Origin of the sequence: Dysosmobacter welbionis, from assembly GCF_005121165.3 — a bacterium.
Lineage (GTDB): Bacteria > Bacillota > Clostridia > Oscillospirales > Oscillospiraceae > Oscillibacter > Oscillibacter welbionis.
The window spans coordinates 3,399,186-3,415,468 of the sequence record NZ_CP034413.3 but is presented as its reverse complement, the minus strand read 5'-3'; the positions used below and the strand labels follow the sequence as shown (position 1 = coordinate 3,415,468).

16 protein-coding genes and 2 pseudogenes are annotated in these 16,283 nt (G+C 62.7%); 7 read left to right on the top strand and 11 right to left on the bottom strand.

Translation table 11 applies throughout. The features are described 5' to 3' along the window. Positions 1-54: 54 nt before the first annotated feature. On the bottom strand, positions 55-1,335 hold the full coding sequence (locus EIO64_RS17865) for a DUF1015 domain-containing protein (RefSeq protein ID WP_021749471.1): 1,281 nt from the start codon (positions 1,333-1,335) through the stop codon (positions 55-57). 29 nt (positions 1,336-1,364) lie between these two features. Next, the gene (gene thrH / locus EIO64_RS17860) at positions 1,365-1,964 is read right to left on the bottom strand and encodes a bifunctional phosphoserine phosphatase/homoserine phosphotransferase ThrH (protein WP_021749470.1); all 600 of its coding nucleotides are present in this window, start codon (positions 1,962-1,964) and stop codon (positions 1,365-1,367) included. Positions 1,965-2,172: 208 nt separating this feature from the next. Between thrH and EIO64_RS17855 the strand changes: the two genes are divergently transcribed. Continuing rightward, positions 2,173-2,397, top strand: a complete 225-nt coding sequence (locus EIO64_RS17855; protein WP_036630419.1) for a DUF378 domain-containing protein — start codon at positions 2,173-2,175, stop codon at positions 2,395-2,397. Positions 2,398-2,484: 87 nt separating this feature from the next. On the opposite strand, the gene EIO64_RS17850 is transcribed toward EIO64_RS17855, so the two are convergent. The 4 genes and pseudogenes from EIO64_RS17850 to EIO64_RS17835 form a co-directional block, all read right to left on the bottom strand. Continuing rightward, positions 2,485-3,798 (bottom strand): cation:proton antiporter, encoded by a 1,314-nt coding sequence (locus EIO64_RS17850; RefSeq protein ID WP_119310896.1) that lies wholly within the window; start codon positions 3,796-3,798, stop codon positions 2,485-2,487. Positions 3,799-3,981: 183 nt separating this feature from the next. Continuing rightward, the gene (locus EIO64_RS17845) at positions 3,982-4,311 is read right to left on the bottom strand and encodes an NFACT RNA binding domain-containing protein (protein ID WP_249390924.1); all 330 of its coding nucleotides are present in this window, start codon (positions 4,309-4,311) and stop codon (positions 3,982-3,984) included. Between the two features lie 105 nt (positions 4,312-4,416). Beyond that, a pseudogene (locus EIO64_RS17840) lies at positions 4,417-5,702 on the bottom strand (Rqc2 family fibronectin-binding protein); the annotation flags it as partial. A 25-nt stretch (positions 5,703-5,727) separates the two neighbouring features. Next, positions 5,728-6,129 (bottom strand): Mini-ribonuclease 3, encoded by a 402-nt coding sequence (locus EIO64_RS17835; RefSeq protein ID WP_025545004.1) that lies wholly within the window; start codon positions 6,127-6,129, stop codon positions 5,728-5,730. 242 nt (positions 6,130-6,371) lie between these two features. On the opposite strand from EIO64_RS17835, the gene EIO64_RS17830 reads away from it, so the two are divergent. Then, positions 6,372-6,929, top strand: a complete 558-nt coding sequence (locus EIO64_RS17830) for an RNA polymerase sigma factor (protein ID WP_136891715.1) — start codon at positions 6,372-6,374, stop codon at positions 6,927-6,929. Further along, complete coding sequence (locus tag EIO64_RS17825; RefSeq protein ID WP_136891714.1) at positions 6,926-7,498, top strand: hypothetical protein; 573 nt, start codon at positions 6,926-6,928, stop codon at positions 7,496-7,498. Before EIO64_RS17830 ends, EIO64_RS17825 begins: the two co-directional genes overlap by 4 nt. A gap of 66 nt (positions 7,499-7,564) precedes the next feature. On the opposite strand, the gene EIO64_RS17820 is transcribed toward EIO64_RS17825, so the two are convergent. The 5 genes from EIO64_RS17820 to EIO64_RS17800 form a co-directional block, all read right to left on the bottom strand. After that, on the bottom strand, positions 7,565-7,987 hold the full coding sequence (locus EIO64_RS17820) for a DUF2000 domain-containing protein (RefSeq protein ID WP_021749463.1): 423 nt from the start codon (positions 7,985-7,987) through the stop codon (positions 7,565-7,567). Further along, complete coding sequence (locus tag EIO64_RS17815; protein WP_346730055.1) at positions 7,950-8,804, bottom strand: DMT family transporter; 855 nt, start codon at positions 8,802-8,804, stop codon at positions 7,950-7,952. Before EIO64_RS17815 ends, EIO64_RS17820 begins: the two co-directional genes overlap by 38 nt. Before the next feature lie 87 nt (positions 8,805-8,891). Beyond that, positions 8,892-9,713 (bottom strand): AraC family transcriptional regulator, encoded by an 822-nt coding sequence (locus EIO64_RS17810; RefSeq protein ID WP_021749461.1) that lies wholly within the window; start codon positions 9,711-9,713, stop codon positions 8,892-8,894. 81 nt (positions 9,714-9,794) lie between these two features. Further along, positions 9,795-11,126, bottom strand: a complete 1,332-nt coding sequence (locus tag EIO64_RS17805) for an MATE family efflux transporter (RefSeq protein WP_021749460.1) — start codon at positions 11,124-11,126, stop codon at positions 9,795-9,797. 3 nt (positions 11,127-11,129) lie between these two features. Continuing rightward, complete coding sequence (locus EIO64_RS17800) at positions 11,130-11,600, bottom strand: MarR family winged helix-turn-helix transcriptional regulator (protein ID WP_025545150.1); 471 nt, start codon at positions 11,598-11,600, stop codon at positions 11,130-11,132. Positions 11,601-11,760: 160 nt separating this feature from the next. Here EIO64_RS17800 and EIO64_RS17795 point away from each other — a divergent pair, with 160 nt between their 5' ends. The 4 genes and pseudogenes from EIO64_RS17795 (at position 11,761) to EIO64_RS19085 (ending at position 16,261) form a co-directional block, all read left to right on the top strand. Continuing rightward, a complete protein-coding gene (locus EIO64_RS17795) occupies positions 11,761-12,522 on the top strand; it encodes a threonine/serine exporter family protein (protein WP_021749457.1) in 762 nt (253 codons plus the stop codon). Between the two features lie 15 nt (positions 12,523-12,537). Then, a complete protein-coding gene (locus tag EIO64_RS17790; protein WP_119310892.1) occupies positions 12,538-13,008 on the top strand; it encodes a threonine/serine exporter family protein in 471 nt (156 codons plus the stop codon). 112 nt (positions 13,009-13,120) lie between these two features. Then, a pseudogene (locus EIO64_RS17785) lies at positions 13,121-15,118 on the top strand (endonuclease Q family protein); the annotation flags it as partial. 132 nt (positions 15,119-15,250) lie between these two features. Next, positions 15,251-16,261 carry a 3'-5' exonuclease gene (locus tag EIO64_RS19085; protein ID WP_429835902.1) on the top strand — a complete coding sequence of 337 codons (1,011 nt, stop codon included), beginning with the start codon at positions 15,251-15,253 and terminating at the stop codon, positions 16,259-16,261. Positions 16,262-16,283: the final 22 nt, after the last annotated feature.

The following is a 16,283-nucleotide window of genomic DNA, read 5'->3' as shown; positions in this document are numbered from 1 at the left end:
ACAGCGCCGCAGGCAAAAGCCTGCGGCGCTGTCTGTATCTGTGGAAATGACTTCTTACTTGATCTTCCGGGCCTCCACATAGTACCGCTTATCCTGGGCGTGGCCCATGGAGAAGGTCTTGCGGGGCAGGACGCCGTCGGCCATGACGGTCTTGAACAGCTGTTCCTTGCCCATAGCCGGGAGCTTGAAGCCGATGTTGCCAGACTTGCTGCCCAACTCGTCCGTCACTTCGTCGCCATGGATGTAGTCCACTTCGCCGCCGTGCTCCTTGAGATAGGCGTCCAGGAAGGTCTGGAGCGTGCCCACCGCCAGCTGCATCCTGGGATTGGGCACCGTGATGGTACCGGTATGCCCTGCATAGGTGTAGGCGATGGTGTGGCCCTCGCCCTCCCCTTCGTGGGCGCCGGGATAGGCGGCCTTCATCGCCTCCAGCACCTGTTCGGGCTCCACGCCGAAGAGGACACGGTGGATCGGCTCGAACTGGAGGGCGTCGTCGTGATTATTCACCACTTCCACCAGAGCATAGCGGGCGGGCAAATCGGCCCACTGGTCCTCCGGCGTGACCTTCTTCAGGTTCTCATAGCACTGCTTGGCTGTTGCCAGAGAGTGGTTGCCGTCGCCCACCGCGAACAGCAGAGGTGCCGCGTCCTTCAGGCCGTACTTTTTCTCCATGGCCTCCGGCGTGCACATAGCCGCCAGGGCGTCCGCCACGGCGTCCATCTGGGCGTCCGTCAGCTTCCAGCCCTTCAGGTGCCCGCCGCCCTGCTGCAGGTCAAAGTCATACAGCTGCTCCATCTCCCCGCTGGCGGCGGTCAGGGGCTCAATAACCGTGCGGTCCGGGTCGTCGATCAGCAGCATCACGTGGGGCAGCTCAACGGGGGCGTCCTGCCGTACCCGTACCCGGGGTGGGATGCGGGAGAGCACCGTCCCCTCCGTGGCCCGGATCAGGGCGCCGGAGCCGGGGGTGAAGTCATACTGGTCCAAATCCACCATGCCGATGAGGCCGTGGCGCACCTTGCCGTCGGACTGCGTGCGCTCAATATAGAACAGGGACCCCGGCAGGGTCTGAAAGACGCCCTCCGCCAGATAGCGGTTCATAGCGCCGTTGATGTCCGCGATATGGGCGTCCACATCCGGGTCGTTCAGCTTGGCCTCCGGCAGGATCAGCCGGAGGGTGGAAGGCGCGTCCCCCACAGTCTCCTCCACCGCCTGCCAATACTCCGGCTGGGAGGTGAACTGGTCGCAGGCCACCACGGCCCACTTGGTCATGTCCGCATCCTTGGGCAGCAGGATATCCGCCGGGTAAAAGCCCAGCTTCTGGAATTTCTCGTTCATGTCGCGTCCCCTTTCTTTCCGGAAAACTCTTACAGCGCCGCCTTGATGGCCGCCAGCAGGTCGTCAAACTCCTCAAAGGCCGGAATCTCCGGGTGGTCGGCTTTGATCTGCTCCGTGCTCTTGAAGAGGAAGCCTGCCTTGCTGGCCTGGATCATCCCCAAATCGTTGAAGCTGTCGCCGCTGGCGATGGTGTCATAGCCGATGGACTGCAGGGCCTTCACCGTGGTGAGCTTGGACTTCTCACAGCGCATCTTGTAGCCGGTGATCTCGCCGTTCTCCGCCACCTCCAGGGAGTTGCAGAAGATGGTGGGCCAGCCCAGCTTTTCCATCAGAGGCTTGGCGAATTCCTCAAAGGTATCGCTCAGAATAATCACCTGGGTGGTGGCCCGCAGCTCGTCCAAAAACGCCTTGGCGCCGGGCAGCGGATCAATCTTGGCGATGGTGTCCTGGATCTCCTTGAGCCCCAGGCCGTGCTCCTTCAAGATGCCCAGCCGCCAGGTCATCAGCTTGTCGTAATCCGGCTCATCCCGGGTGGTGCGCCGCAGCTCCGGAATGCCGCTGGCCTCTGAAAATGCGATCCAGATCTCCGGCACCAGGACGCCCTCCATATCCAAGCATACAATATTCATACTGTCTCCCCTTATCAATCGGTCTGCGCGGCTTCGCCGCGGGCGAGATCGGATCCCGCTGTTTCGATTATACAATCCCTATCTTTCCTTTGCAATGCGATTTGCAAATTTTGTCCAGGCTGGAAATTTTCCCCATCCGCATAGTTCCCGCCCCGTTGGATACACTAACGCCAAATCCCTGCTGGAAGGCATAAAGGAGGTTTTTCGCATGGTGATTGATAAGATCGCATTGGCACTGGCTATCATCGGCGCCCTGAACTGGGGCGGGATCGGCCTGTTCGGCTTTGATACGGTGGCTTTCCTCTGCGGCGGCCAGATGGCCATTCTCTCCCGCATCATCTACGCCCTGGTGGGCCTGGCGGGCCTGTGGTGCATCACGCTGTTGTTCCGCTCCTCCGACGAGGAGACGGGCCACGCCCGCCACACCGCCTGACGGCGGATACAGCGCGCTTTTCAAAATACGGGGAGCCGACCAAAAGGCCGGCTCCCCGTATTTGCGGTTCTCAGTCACCGGAGCAGATCAGCCGCGGTCCTTGTCTCCGCCGTGCTCCCCTTCTTTCAGGTATTTCTGGTCCCTGGCCAGAAGCTCTGCGGAGACGATATCCAGCTGCTCCATCTTCTCATAGTGGTCTGCCAGATTGCTGTCCGCCGCGCTGGCCGGCTGTCCGTCGTGCCGGAATACCAGCTTCAGCAGGATGGGTGTGAGGATCGTGCCGCCCACCACGGTGATGATGACCGGTGCCATCAGGGTCCCGGACAGCACTCCCAGCTCCAGACCCCGGTTGGCTACGATCAGCGCCACCTCGCCGCGGCAGACCATGCCCACGCCCACCTGCAGGCTCTCCTTGCCAGTGAAATGACAGAGCTTTGCGCCCAGGCCGCAGCCGACGATCTTGGTGGCCACAGAAATCAGCAGCAGGAGAATGGAGAACAGCACCAGGCTGCCGGTCATGCCGTCCACCTTTGCCTTGATGCCCACGCTGGCGAAGAACACCGGCGTCAGCAGCAGGAAGCTCAACGGCTCGAACTTGGATTGGATATAGGAGGACTTGGGGGTGCAGGAGATCACCAGGCCCGCCACATAGGCGCCGGTGATGTCCGCCACGCCGAAGAACTCCTCCGCGCAGTAAGCCATCAGAAGGCACAGCACAAAGGCCAGCACCGGATAGCGGCGCCGCTCCCGGCCGGGCCACAGGGCCATCAGCCAGCAGAAGAACTTGTGGGCGAGGAAGGAGACCACAGCGGAGAACACGAAGAACAGCACGATCTTCAGCAGCACCAGGGCGATGCTGTCCTGTCCGCCGGACAGGCTGCTGACGATGGTCAGGGCAATCAGGCCCAGCACGTCGTCGATCAGAGCCGCCGCCAGAATGGTGTTGCCCACCTTGGTATCCAGCTTGCCGATCTCCTTCAGTGTCTCCACTGTGATGCTGACGGAAGTTGCAGTAAGGATGGTGCCGATGAACACATCCTCCAAAAATCCGCTGGTCTCAATCATGCCGGTCCGGTCAGCGAACATCGCCAGCCCCGTACCCAGGACCAGTGGAACGATCACGCCCAGCAGGGCCACCAGGAAGCCTGCCTTGCCACTGTGCTTCAGCTCCTGGATATCGGTGCCCATGCCGGCGGAGAACATCAGTACGATCACGCCCAACTCGCTGAGCTGGGTGAGGAACTCCGTTTCTGATAGTACGTTCAGCATAGCCGGGCCCAGAATCAGTCCGGCCACCAGTGCGCCCACCACCTGTGGCATCTGGATGCGTTTCGTCAGGATGCCCAGCACCTTGGTGCTCAACAGGATCAGCGCCAGGTCCATGAGATAATGATACGTCATTGCCTCTCACTCGCTTTCTGAGGTCTGAATACTGATTGCCTCCCGTTTTCAGGAGAGCTTTATTGTAAACCTTTGCTCCCGTTTTGCAAGAGCCATTCTGCACAAAAAAGATTCCTGTTTTTGGATATTTTGAAAGAAAAAGAAGCTGCTTGACCAACAAGCAGCTTCTTTTTAACAACTTTTTTATGACAATTGAAGTTTCTTCACAAGCCCCTCCTCCGGCGCCACGTTCACGGTGCGGCAGGTGGAGTAGATCACCATGCCGGGCCGGGCACCGGCGGGCTTCTTCACGTTCTTCACCGGTGTGTAGTCCACGGGGACGTTGGCACCCTCCCGGGCCTGGGAGAACCAGGCCGCCAGCTTGGCCGCCTCCACGATGGTGTCATCGTCCACCTCACGGCCGCCTGTGCAGAGGATCACGTGGGAACCGTGGATCTTCTGGGTATGGAGCCAGATGTCCCGGTGGTCCGCGCTGCGGGTCAGCTTGTCGTTCTGGCGGTTGTTCCGCCCCACCAGCACCCGGAAGCCGGAGGTGGTGCGGAACTCCAGAGGCTTTGCAGGCCGGTTCTGTTCCTTTTTTCCCTGTCGGCGGAGGAAGCCCGCGTCCCGCAGCTCGCCGCGGATGTCCAAAAAGTCCTGTTCCGTCTCTGCCCGGCTCAACTCCTCCAGCACACTCTCCAGATAGTCCAGGTCCCGGCGGGCAAGGGCCATCTGCTCCGCCAGATACTTCTCCGCCGTCTTGGCCTTGGTGTAGCGCTTGTAGTATTTGGCGGCGTTTTGCTGGGGCGTCAGCAGCGGGTCCAGGGGAATGGCGACAGGGCGGCACTCCGGGTCATAGAAATTCTCTGTCTCCAATCTGGCCGCCCCCCGCTCCATGCGGTAGAGGTTGGCGGTGATCAGGTCACCGTAGATCCGCAGCTGGTCCCGGTTCTGTGTGGCGGCGTAGTCCTTCTCCTGCATGGCCAGTTTCCGCCGGATGCGGTCCCGTGCCGTGGTGGCAGTCCGCAGCAGGTCCGCCCCCCGCTGACGCACCCGCTCCTGCTGCTCCCGCAGGGCGTAGAAGTCATCCATCAGGGTGGAAAAAGTGTCATACCGGACGGTCTCCATAACAGGGCCGTACTGGGCGATGGGGCAGTAGGTGAAATCTGCCATCTTCCCATCTTTTTTCAGGCAGATTGGTGTAAAGTGATTTTCCTGTATATCTCTGATGAGCCCGGACAATTCCTTCCAGAGGCGGTCCTCTCCCACCGCTCCCAGGTCAAAGAGATGGGCATCCGTCTCCCCTACGGAGCGGAAGGCCAGTTCCCGGGCGATCAGGGGGAGATGCCGAAGTAGTGGTCCAGCAGAAAGGCGTCCACACTCCGCTCCGGGTTTGCGGCGGAGATCTTCTCCCGGAAGCCGTTCTCCGTCTCCTCCGTCACCGGCAGGCGGCCTACGGAGGCAGGCGGCTCATAATACAGCCCCGGCAGCACCTGCCGGGCAGCAGACATGTCCGCGTCCACCCGACGGAGGCAGTCGATGATCCGGCCCTCCCCATCCAGCAGGATCAGGTTGGACCGGCGGCCCATGGCCTCCAGCACCAGGGTCCGCCGCCCCGGCTGACCGAAGTCGTCAGTAACGTCCAGCTCCAGCCGTACCAGCCGCTCCAGGGGCGGCTGGGTGACCGCAGCCACCCGTCCCCCAACCAGATGCTTGCGCAGCAGCATACAGAACATGGGGGGCTCCGCCGGGTTGTCCCTTGTCAGGGCCGTCAGCTGGATGCGGGGAGTGTTGGCCCCGGCGTTCAGCAGCAGCCGCTTATTCCCCCGCAGCAGCAGGATCACCTGGTCCCGGGCGGGCTGCTGAACCTTATCGATCCGCAGGCCCAGCAGTTCCGACCGCAGCTCCTCCGCCACCGCCTGCATACAGATTCCATCCAATGGCATGGTCTTACTCCTCCATCATCGCGCGGAAAAGCGCATTGATCCGGTCCCGCCGGCCCTTCAGATACAGCCAGCCCAACAGGGCCTCCAGGGCCGTGGCCTCGCCGTACTGGGCCCGGGTGGCATGGCCAGGCACCGACTTCACGTGAGCGTTCCGCCCGCGGCGGAACACAGCGGCTTCCTCTTCCGTCAAAAGGGGCAGGATCCGCTCCGCCTTCTCCGCCTGGCTCTCCGCCCGCACCAGGGCAATGGTGGCCTGGTGCAGCCCCCTTCCCGTGGCCTTGCCATGGGCACAGAGCCAGGTGCGCACCAGCACCTCGAACACGGCGTCCCCCATGTGGGCCAGGCCGATGGAACTGATAGCGCGCAGCTGGTCGTCGGTGAGATTCGGTTCAAAATAGTTTTCCATAAAGGACTCCTTGGGGAACAGAAATTTTCATACCGGAATATCTTACCACACTTCCCCCGGTTTGTCACCTGGGATGCAATGTTGTCTTTTCCGCAGACGCAGCTGGAACTGCGGCCTTCTCCGCTTCTCTTCCGGCCGTATGGCCGCATGATCGTATATTGAAAAAATACTGGAATCTGTTGTAGGATTTGCCGAAAAAAACGTAGTGTACAAAGTGAAACCGGAAAGGAGGTGGAGCAACCATGGATGAGGAACAGATCATCACACTGTTCTTTGCACGTTCCGAACAGGCTATCGAGGCATTGGACGCGAAATATGGAAAACTATTCCACAGTCTCTCCTATCACATCGTGAATGACAGGCAGGACGCAGATGAGTGCGTCAATGATGCGTACCTGGGGGCATGGAATGCCATTCCCCCGGCAAAACCGGACTCTCTGCTGCCCTATATGGCGCGGATCGTCCGCAACATTTCCCTGAAGTGCTATTGGAAAAAGGGCGCTGCCAAGCGAAACAGTCCTTACACCCTTGCTTTGCAGGAAGTCGAGGAGTGTCTTCCAGACCGAAAGAGCGCCGAGGAAGAGGTGGAGGCAAGGGAGCTCGCCCGCGTCATTGCGTGCTTTTTGGATACGCTGTCCGCAGAGAACCGCGTAATCTTCATGCGGCGCTACTGGTTTTCTGACAGCTGCCGGGACATCGCCGGGCTTGTCGGGCTGAGCGAAAAAAATATCTCCGTCCGGCTGGCCCGGATCCGAAGGAAGCTGAAACAATATCTGGCAGAAAGAGAGGCGTTTTTATGAATGCAAAGAAGTTTTCCGATGCTCTGAGTGCGCTCGACGGCAGGTATGTGGAAGAGGCCGCCCGGTACAGGCGAAAGCACGGGCAGTCCTTTTGGGTCCGGTGGGGCGCCGCGGCGGCCTGCCTGTGCCTGCTGGCCACCGGCGGGGCACTGCTGATTCAGGGCAGAGGGCGCGCTGCCCCGGATCCTCAGCAGGTTCAAATCCCGAATCCCATCCTCACAGTCGCGTCCGCCGCAGAGATGGAAGCATATCTGGACTTCAAGGTCCCTGTGCTGGAGAAAGAGGTGGAGGCGTACTCCGTGTTCATCTCAGATGGGTACCCCACCATGGGACAGGTGGACTATGCGGACGGCTCCCAGTTTCGTATCCAGTATGGGAGTGGAGACATCAGCGGAATCTACGGCGGCACACTGGAGGAGAGCAGAGAGATTGCGGGCGTCAGCGTCGCATACTACCAATACGATAGTATGTCGTATGCCATCTGGGAAGTGAACGGCTTTGCCTGCAGCTATTTGTACACCAATGGCGGTGATGCTGAGGTGGATCTGTTGATCCAGCAGGGGCCATAAGTCCTCCGGGAAATGATACGAGAATGGGGCCGCAACCGGGCGCGGCCCCATTCCTGCGTTTTTTCCCTACCGCAGCAGCGGCAGGCTTCCGGTCAGCCGGTCCACCTGATGCCGGGGGCCCAAAAGGGCCATGCCCAGGTATCGCAGCTCCCCCGGCCCGGTGCGGGCCATTTTTTCGATGAACTCGCCGTAGGTACGGCAGCTCTGGGCCAGATCTGTAAAGTCCACAGCCGCCACATCTGCAAATTCCAGCTCGGCCAGCTGCCGCCGCAGGGTCTGAAAAGTCTCCGGCCTGCCGGAGAGCACCGGCACCGGCGTGCGGATGATCCCGGGGTGGATGGCTCCGGCAGCGTCGGTCACGTCCTCCCCTACCAGTTCCGGCCGCAGCCGGCCCCATGTGATGCCCAGGATGGCCGCTGTGTTGGCAGCGAGGCCCCGGGGCATGGCCTCATCAATCACCAGGACGCATTTGTCCAGTTCCTGTTTCATGGTGTGTTCCCTCTTTCCAATGGAGTTTGCCTTCAGAGAGAAGCAGCCCGATCAGGGTCAGTACCGTACCGGCTCCGGTCATCCAGGTGAAGGGTTCCCGCAGGATCAGCACGGAGGCCGCCACTGTGATCACCGGCACCAGATAGATGTACACGCTGGTTTTCACCGCCCCCAGTGCCTTCACCGCGAAGTTCCAGGTGACGAAGCACAGGGCCGAGGCCCCCAGCCCCAGAAACAGCAGATTCCCCAGGTTCACCGGGGCTGTGAGTCGCGTGAGCTCCAGCCGGACGCCAGAGACCATCAGCGCCGGCAGCATGAATGCCAGCCCGTAGAAAAAGGTTCGCCGCGTGGTCAGGACAGTGGGATGGCCCAGGGCGCTGATCTTCCGGGACAAGAGGGCGTAACAGGCCCACACGAAGGCAGCCAGCAGCGCCAGCAAATCCCCCCGGAGGTCCAGCTCCAGGGCAGAGCCGTTGAAGCTGATAAGGCAGATCCCCGCCATGGCCACCGCAAAGCCTGCGAAAAATGTGGGCCGCAGCCGCTCCTCGCCCCGCATCAGAAAATGGGTCAGCAGGGCGGTGAAGCAGGGAGACACGGAGATGATGACCCCCACGTTGGAGGCCATGGTGTACGTCAGGGCGATGTTCTCCAGCAGGTAGTACAGGCACACGCCGCACAGCCCCGCCAGGGCAAACAATCCCTCCTGCCGCCGTGTGACGCCCTGCAGGCGGCGAGGACAGACTGCCAGCAGCGCCAGAAAGCCCATCATGAACCGGATAAACAAGATCTCCACCGGCTGGAAATCCACCAGCAGCACCTTGGTGGAGATGAAGGTGGTCCCCAGATCACAATGGTCAGCAGGGCCGCCAGGTGGCCCCGTGCAGGATTCGTCTCCACGGCTGTGTCATCCTCTCTCCCATTCCTGCCGGAACAGCTCCCGGCAGGCCCCCGGCGTCAGGCCGGTGAAGGCAGTGAAATAGTTGGTGAAATGGCTCTGATCGGAAAAGCCTGTCTCCACGGCGGCCTCTGCAGAGGAGACACCCCGTTCCAGCAGGCGCCGTGCCTCGCTGATCCGCACCGCCATCAGATAGCGGTAGGGCGTGACGCCCTTGGCCTTGGCAAAGGCCCGGACCAGGGCGGATTTGCTCAGTCCCGCCTGAAGGCTGAGCTCCTCCAGCGTGATATGCCGGGCATAGTGGCTCCGGATGAACGCACAGGTCCGCTCCACCTCCACCCGGCAGGCAGAAACCGTTTCCACCATCCCGGCGTAACCCGGCAGCAGGAGGCCCCAGGCCAGCAGCAGCGCCTCCTCCCTCCGGAGCTCCGGCTCCTCCCCCAGCACCGCCCGGTGCAGGGCCCGGAGGCGGCCTGCCAGTTCTCCGTCCCGAACCACGGCCACGGAAAAGCCGGGCATTGCCCGGCTGCCCATGATCTCCTCCGCCAGGGCCAGCATGGTGCTGCGTGGGATATTCAGTCCCCGGTAGTCCAGAGACCCGTCCGCCTGGATGCAGGCATGGCTGTCTCCCGGGTTGAACAGCAGCACGTCTCCCGGGCCGATGACCTGCCGTTGGCGGCCGCAGGTGAGGGTCCGGGTCCCCCGCTCCACCACGCCGATCACATAATGGTCGTGAAAGTGGCTGGGAAAGGGCCTGTCCACCGCCCGGAGGCTGTACGCCTCCAGCCCCAGAGCCTGGTCATATCGGGCGGTCCGCGCCGCTTGTCTCATGGTTCTTCCCTCCTGTCGGCACCAGCCAGCATACCACCTGAGCGGAGCCGCCGTCTTGTAACATATCCGCGTTTTCCCCCGTCAGGCGTAATGGTAACGCCGCCGCATCAGCACCAGCAGCACCACCGAGAGCACCACCCCCAGCAGTTCCGCCGCCGCCACGGACCACCAGACGCCATCCACGCCGAAGAACACCGGCATCACCAGCACCAGTCCACCCCGCAGCAGCAGCGTGCGGGTGAAGGCGATCAGGGCCGACAGGGCGCCGTTGCACAGGGCCGTGAAGAAGGCGGATGCGTAGATATTCAGCCCGCAGAAAAGGTAGCACAGGGCAAAGATCCGGAAGCCGTGGGTGGTCAGCTCCAGCAAGTCCGGAGAGTACCCCACGAAGGCAGCAGACAGGGGCCGGCTTAAGAGCTCCGACGCCGCCACCATCGCCACGGAGGTAGCGGCGATGATGACGCCACTGCGGCGGAAGATGTTCTTCAGCTCATCATAGTTCTCCGCCCCGTAGTGATAGCTGACGATGGGGGCGCTGCCCATGGAGAACCCCAGAAAGGCAGCCACAAACACGAAATCCACGTACATCATCACCGAGTGGGCCGCCACGCCCGGCTCTCCCAGAAGGTCCATCAGCCGGATGTTGTAGAGGATGCCCACCACGGAGGCGGAGATGTTGCTCATCAGCTCCGAGGAGCCGTTGATACAGGCGTGAAGCAGTTCCCGGCCGTAAAAGTTCGTCCGCACCAGCCGCAGGCCCTCTCTTCTGGGAAGCAGGAAGTACACCACCGGGATGACACCGCCCACGCAGTAGCCCAGCACTGTGGCCCATGCGGCACCGGTGACACCCATGCCCAGCAGGGCGATGAACACGTAGTCAAAGGTGATGTTGGTGGCTCCGGCAGCCAGGGAGAGCAGTAACCCCAGCTTGGGTTTCTCCGCCACGGAAAAGAAACTCTGAAAGGCGCTCTGGAGCATGAACACGGCACTGCCGGCCAGCAGGATCCGGCCGTAGGCGATGCAGTCTTCCAGCAGCAGGTCGCTAGCCCCGGCAAAACGCATGATGGGTTCGATGAAGGCGATGGTCACAATGGAGAGCACCACGCCCAGCCCCGCCACGCACCAGATGAAGAGCGTGAAATATCGGGAGGCCAGCTCCGGCTTCCCCTCCCCCAGCGTGCGGGCCACGATGGCGCTGCCGCCGGTGCCCAGCATGAAGCCGAAGGCGCCGATGATCATAGTGATGGGGAAGGCGATATTCACCGCCGACAGGGCCAGGTCCCCCACCAAGTTGGATACGAACAGTCCGTCTACCACGCTGTACAGAGAGGTGAAGATAATCATAACGATGGTCGGCAGTGTGTAACGCAGCAGCCGTCCGTAGGTGAAATGGTCAGAAAGTTTGATCTGCATACATCAGTCTCCTATCGCAGCGGTCTGTAAAAAAGCTTCCGTCTCCGCCCGAAAGGCATCCAGCAGCTTCTGGCTCAATGCCACAAGCGCCGACCGCTCCTCCTCGGTCAGGCGGGCGGCCGCGGCGCTCTCTACGCCGAACACGCGGTCCACAGTGCGGCGGAGGAATGCCTCGCCCGCCTCTGTCAGACAGACCCGCTTGTTTTTCAGATTGCCGTCCGCCGCCTCCAAGCGGAGGACTCCCTCCTCCACCAGCTTTTTCAGGGCGGAATTCACCGTCTGCTTGGGTAGGGACAGCTGCTCGCTCAACTGGGTCTGGGTCAGGGGCGCCTCCTCCGACCGCAGGGTGTACAGCAGCCAGAAGGCGCAGTCCGGCAGGCCGCAGGCCCGGGCCAGACGGTGGTACAGCAGGGTATTCTCATTGTAGATTCGGTCATTGGATTTCCAGAAAGCATCCAGAACTTCCTGTCCCATCGAATCCCTCCCGTCTTATTTTGTCCGATTTCGGACTATTCGATTATACAGAAACCGCTCCTTTTTGTCAAGGGCTCCCCTGCGCGGCGCGTTTCGTCAAAATATCCCTTGTGTTTTTTCCAAAAATCGCATATCTTAAAAAGGCGAGAGGAGGCGTTTTATGGATTCGGACAAGCTGTTGAATCTAGCCACATCGCTGGGCTGCCTGCTGGCAGAGAGCGGCGCGGAAATCTCCCGTGTGGAGGAGTCCGTCTACCGGCTGCTGCAGGCCTACCAAGGCAAGGACGCCCAGGTGTTTGCCATCCCCAGCTGTTTGATTGTCAGTTTGATGGCGGAGGATGGCCGTCCGGTGACCCGGATGCGCCGGATCAGTGCCCACGGCACGGATCTGGAGCTACTGGAGAGCTGCAACGCTTTATGCCGCCAGCTCTGCCGTACCGTACCGCCCCTGGACGAGGCCCGGGCCATGGTGGACCGCCTCCCTGCCTCCTGCCGCCGCCACCGCCCCGCCACGGTGCTGCTGGGCTACGGTATCGCCCCCGCTTTCTTCTGTCCCCTGTTCGGCGGCGGGTTTTGGGACAGCTTGAGCGCCTTCTTCTGCGGTCTGGTGGTGGGCACCTGCCTGCTCTTTGGCGGCAGATGGCTGGGCAGCAACAGCTTTCTGCGGACGCTGGTATGCAGCGGCATCGCCTCCCTGCTGTCTCTTCTGCTGGTGCGGGCGGGCCTGGGGAATAATGTGGACCTGGTGACCATCGGCGTCCTGATGCTGCTGGTGCCCGGCGTGGCCCTGACCAACGCCATGCGGGAGATCGTGGCCGGCGACACCTACTCCGGACTCAGCCGGACGGCGGAGGCTATTCTGATCGCCACGGGTATCGCTCTGGGGGCCGCTGTGGGCCTGGGCATCGGGTATATTCTGTAAAGGGGATCTACTTTTATGGATATCTGGTCTCAATATGTTCTGCCCTGCCTGTGTGCTTTCGCCGGCTGTATCGGATTCACTCTGGTGTTCAATATCCATGGCCCCGGCAAGCTGATTGCCTGCTGTGGCGGCGCTCTGGGATGGCTGGTGTATCTGCTGGCCGGCAAGACCATCCTGGCAGGCTTTTTCGCCGCCATGGCCATCAGTCTGTTCTCAGAAGTCATGGCACGTATCCGCCGCTGCCCCGTCACCGGCTATCAGCTGGTGGCCCTGCTGCCCCTGGTGCCCGGCGGCGGCATCTACTACGCCATGGGCTACTGTCTGGAGGGCGACACAGAGCAATTCCTCAGCGCCCTGCTGGGCACTCTGGGCATGGCGGCCGCCCTGGCGGTTGGGGTCATCCTGGCCTCCTCCCTGTTCCGGGCAGTGTTCCCGCGCCTGGCTCGCGTCCCGAAGCGCATGCCCTCCGGCAGGCAAAACCCATAAATGATTTTTTCAGCAGCCCGGCGGAACACGCCGGGCTGCTTTTCTCCGCCTTGCGCTGTCGGATGGAAGAGATTATAATGGAATCGACTTGATTCGACAGAGGAGGACTTCCATGTACATTGCCGACCTCCACATCCACTCCCGCTTTTCCCGGGCCACCAGTAAGGACGGAGATCTCCCCCACCTGGACTGGTGGGCCCGGCGAAAGGGCATCCGAATGGTGGGCACCGGGGACTTCACCCACCCCGCTTGGCGCGCCGAGCTGCGGGAGCAGCTGGTGCCCGCCGGAGAGGGCGTCTATACCCTGCGCCAGGATTTGCGCCTGCCGGATGTCGCCCCGGGCGAGGCGCCCCGGTTCGTTATCACCGGGGAGATCAGCTGCATCTACAAGCGCCACGGCAGAACCCGGAAAGTCCACAACCTGATCCTGCTGCCCTCTCTGGAGGCGGCGGACGAGCTCTCCGCCCGGCTGGAGGCCATCGGCAACATCCACTCCGACGGACGGCCCATTCTGGGGCTGGACAGTCGGGACCTGCTGGAGCTGACCCTGGACACCTGCCCGGACGCGGAATTCATCCCCGCTCACATCTGGACGCCCCACTTCGCTCTGTTTGGCGCCTTCTCCGGCTTCGATACCATGGAGGAGTGCTTCGGGGATCTGACCGGCCACATCCACGCGGTGGAGACGGGCCTCTCCTCTGATCCGCCCATGAACTGGCGGGTCTCTGCCCTGGACGGACTCACCCTGGTCTCCCACTCCGACGCCCATTCCCCCTCCAAGCTGGGCCGGGAGGCGGATCTTCTGGACACCGGCCTCACCTACCCGGAGCTGGTCCGGGCCATCCGCACCGGAGAGGGATTCCAGGGCACGGTGGAGTTCTTCCCCGAGGAGGGCAAGTACCACCTGGATGGCCACCGGAACTGCGGCGTCTGCCTGACCCCGGCGGAGACAGCGGCGCTGGGCGGCGTCTGCCCCGTTTGCGGGAAGAAACTGACCATCGGCGTGGAGCACCGGGTGGAGGCCCTGGCGGACCGTCCTGCAGGGTTTCGTCCCGAGGGTGCCAAACCCTTTGAGAGTTTGGCGCCCCTGCCGGAGGTGATCGCCGCCTCCACCGGAGTCTCCGCCGCTGGGAAGAATACCCAGGCGCTGTACGAGCAGATGCTCCATGCCCTGGGGCCGGAGTTCTCCATCCTGCGGGAGGTGCCTGTGGAGGATATCGCCCACACGGCCGGCCCCTGCGTGGCGGAGGGCATCCGCCGCCTGCGGGCCGGGCAGGTGGAGCGCCGGGCGGGCTTTGACGGGGAGTACGGCGTCATCTCCCTGCTGACCCCCGGTGAGATCGCCCGGTTCAGCGGGCAGATCTCTCTGTTTGGCCTGGACCTGCCTGTGCGCAAATCCAAGCCCCGCCGGGAGCTGCAGCACGTTTTGGCGCCAGAAGCGGCCCCGGCTGCTCCCCAGCCGGAGGCGCTGAATCCCCCGCAGCTGGAGGCCGTCACCTCCACCGCGCCGGTAACCGCTGTGACGGCGGGCCCCGGCACCGGCAAGACCCGCACCCTGGTGGCCCGGATCGCCTGGCTGGTGGAGGAACGGGGCGTCCGCCCCGGAGAGATTACCGCCGTCACTTTCACCAATCAAGCGGCGGCAGAGATGCGCGCCCGGCTGGAACAGCGTCTGGGCGGCAAGCGGGCGGTGGCGGCCATGACCATCGGCACCTTCCACGCCATCTGTCTGAAACTGCTTGGCGACGTGCGGCTCATCAGTCCCGGCGAGGCCCTGACCATCGCGGAGCAGGTGCTGCGGGAGTCCGGCCGAAAGGGCGGCGGAAAAACGCTGCTCCAGTCTGTCTCCCGGGTGAAAAACGGCGTGTCCCCGGAGGATACCGGTCTGGACGCGGAGCTGTACGACGCCTATCAGGCCCGGCTGCGAGACCTGGGCGCCCTGGACTTCGACGACCTGCTGACCGAAGGACTGAAGCGGGATGTCACCGGTCTGCGGTGCTTCCGCCATGTGCTGGTGGACGAGTTTCAGGATATCAACGATATCCAGTACCAGCTGGTCCGGTCCTAGAGCCGGAGCGGGGAGCTGTTCGTCATCGGCGACCCGGACCAGTCCATCTACGGCTTCCGGGGCGCCGACTGCCGGTGCTTCCAGCGGCTTCAAGAGGAGCATCCTGGTGTAAAGGAAATTCACCTAACAGAAAATTACCGCTCTGCTCCGGCCATTCTGGATACGGCCTTGGCAGTGATCGGTCATAATCCCGGCGGGGGCCGAATACTGACTCCCCACTGCCCCGCCGGTCCTGCCGTGCGACTGGTCCAGGCAGCGGACAGCTTCTCCGAGGCCGTATTCATCGCCAAGGAGATCGGCCGTATGACCGGCGGCGTGGACATGCTGGAGGCCCAGGCCCTGGGCCACGAGCGGACGGTGCGGGCCTTTTCCGATATTGCGGTGCTCTGCCGCACCCACCGGCAGCTGGAGCTGGTGGAGAAATGCCTCCGCCACGACGATATTCCCTGTCTTGTCACCGGGCGGGAGGACTTCCTGGATGACCCGGCGGTTCGGGGGGCGCTGGGCTTCCTCCGTTCCCTGGTGGTGCCAGCAGACAACGCGGCGCTGGAGTCCGCCCTCCGGCTGCTGTGGAACTGCCCGGCAGATCTCATCCAGAAGGCCCAGACGCTCTGCCAAAAGATGGGCACGCTGGACTCGGCGGCCCTGCAGGAGGCGGTCCGGGGCCACGGCATTCTGGAAAACTGGCTGGACCGGACAGAGGTCTGGCTCCCTCTGGTCCAGACGGAAACACCCCGGAAGCTGGTGGAACAGTGGGAGGAACAGTACGGCACCTCTCCGGCCCTGGAACGCCTGCGGAACACGGCGGTATTCCACGAGGACTTCGACAGCCTCTGGGATGCTCTGGTCCTGGGCCAGGAGGCAGACCTCCGGCGGGCATCCGGCAAACACTGGGCCTCCGGCGCAGTGCGCCTGATGACGCTCCACGGTGCCAAGGGTTTGGAATTCCCTGCGGTGTTCCTGGCGGGTCTCTCCGCCGGAGCGATGCCCCTGGAGTCCCCCGGCCGCCCGGCGGATGCGGAAGAGGAGCGGCGGCTCTTCTTTGTGGGCCTCACCCGGGCCCGGGAGGAACTGATCCTCACCGCCGCGCCGGAGTTCTCTCCCTTCCTGCGGGAACTGCCGGAGCCGGTGGTCCGGGAGACCACCGGCCGCCGCCGGGTGGCGGAACAGCTGCGCCTGTTCTGAGCGCTTCCCCTTCTCCCAGTTC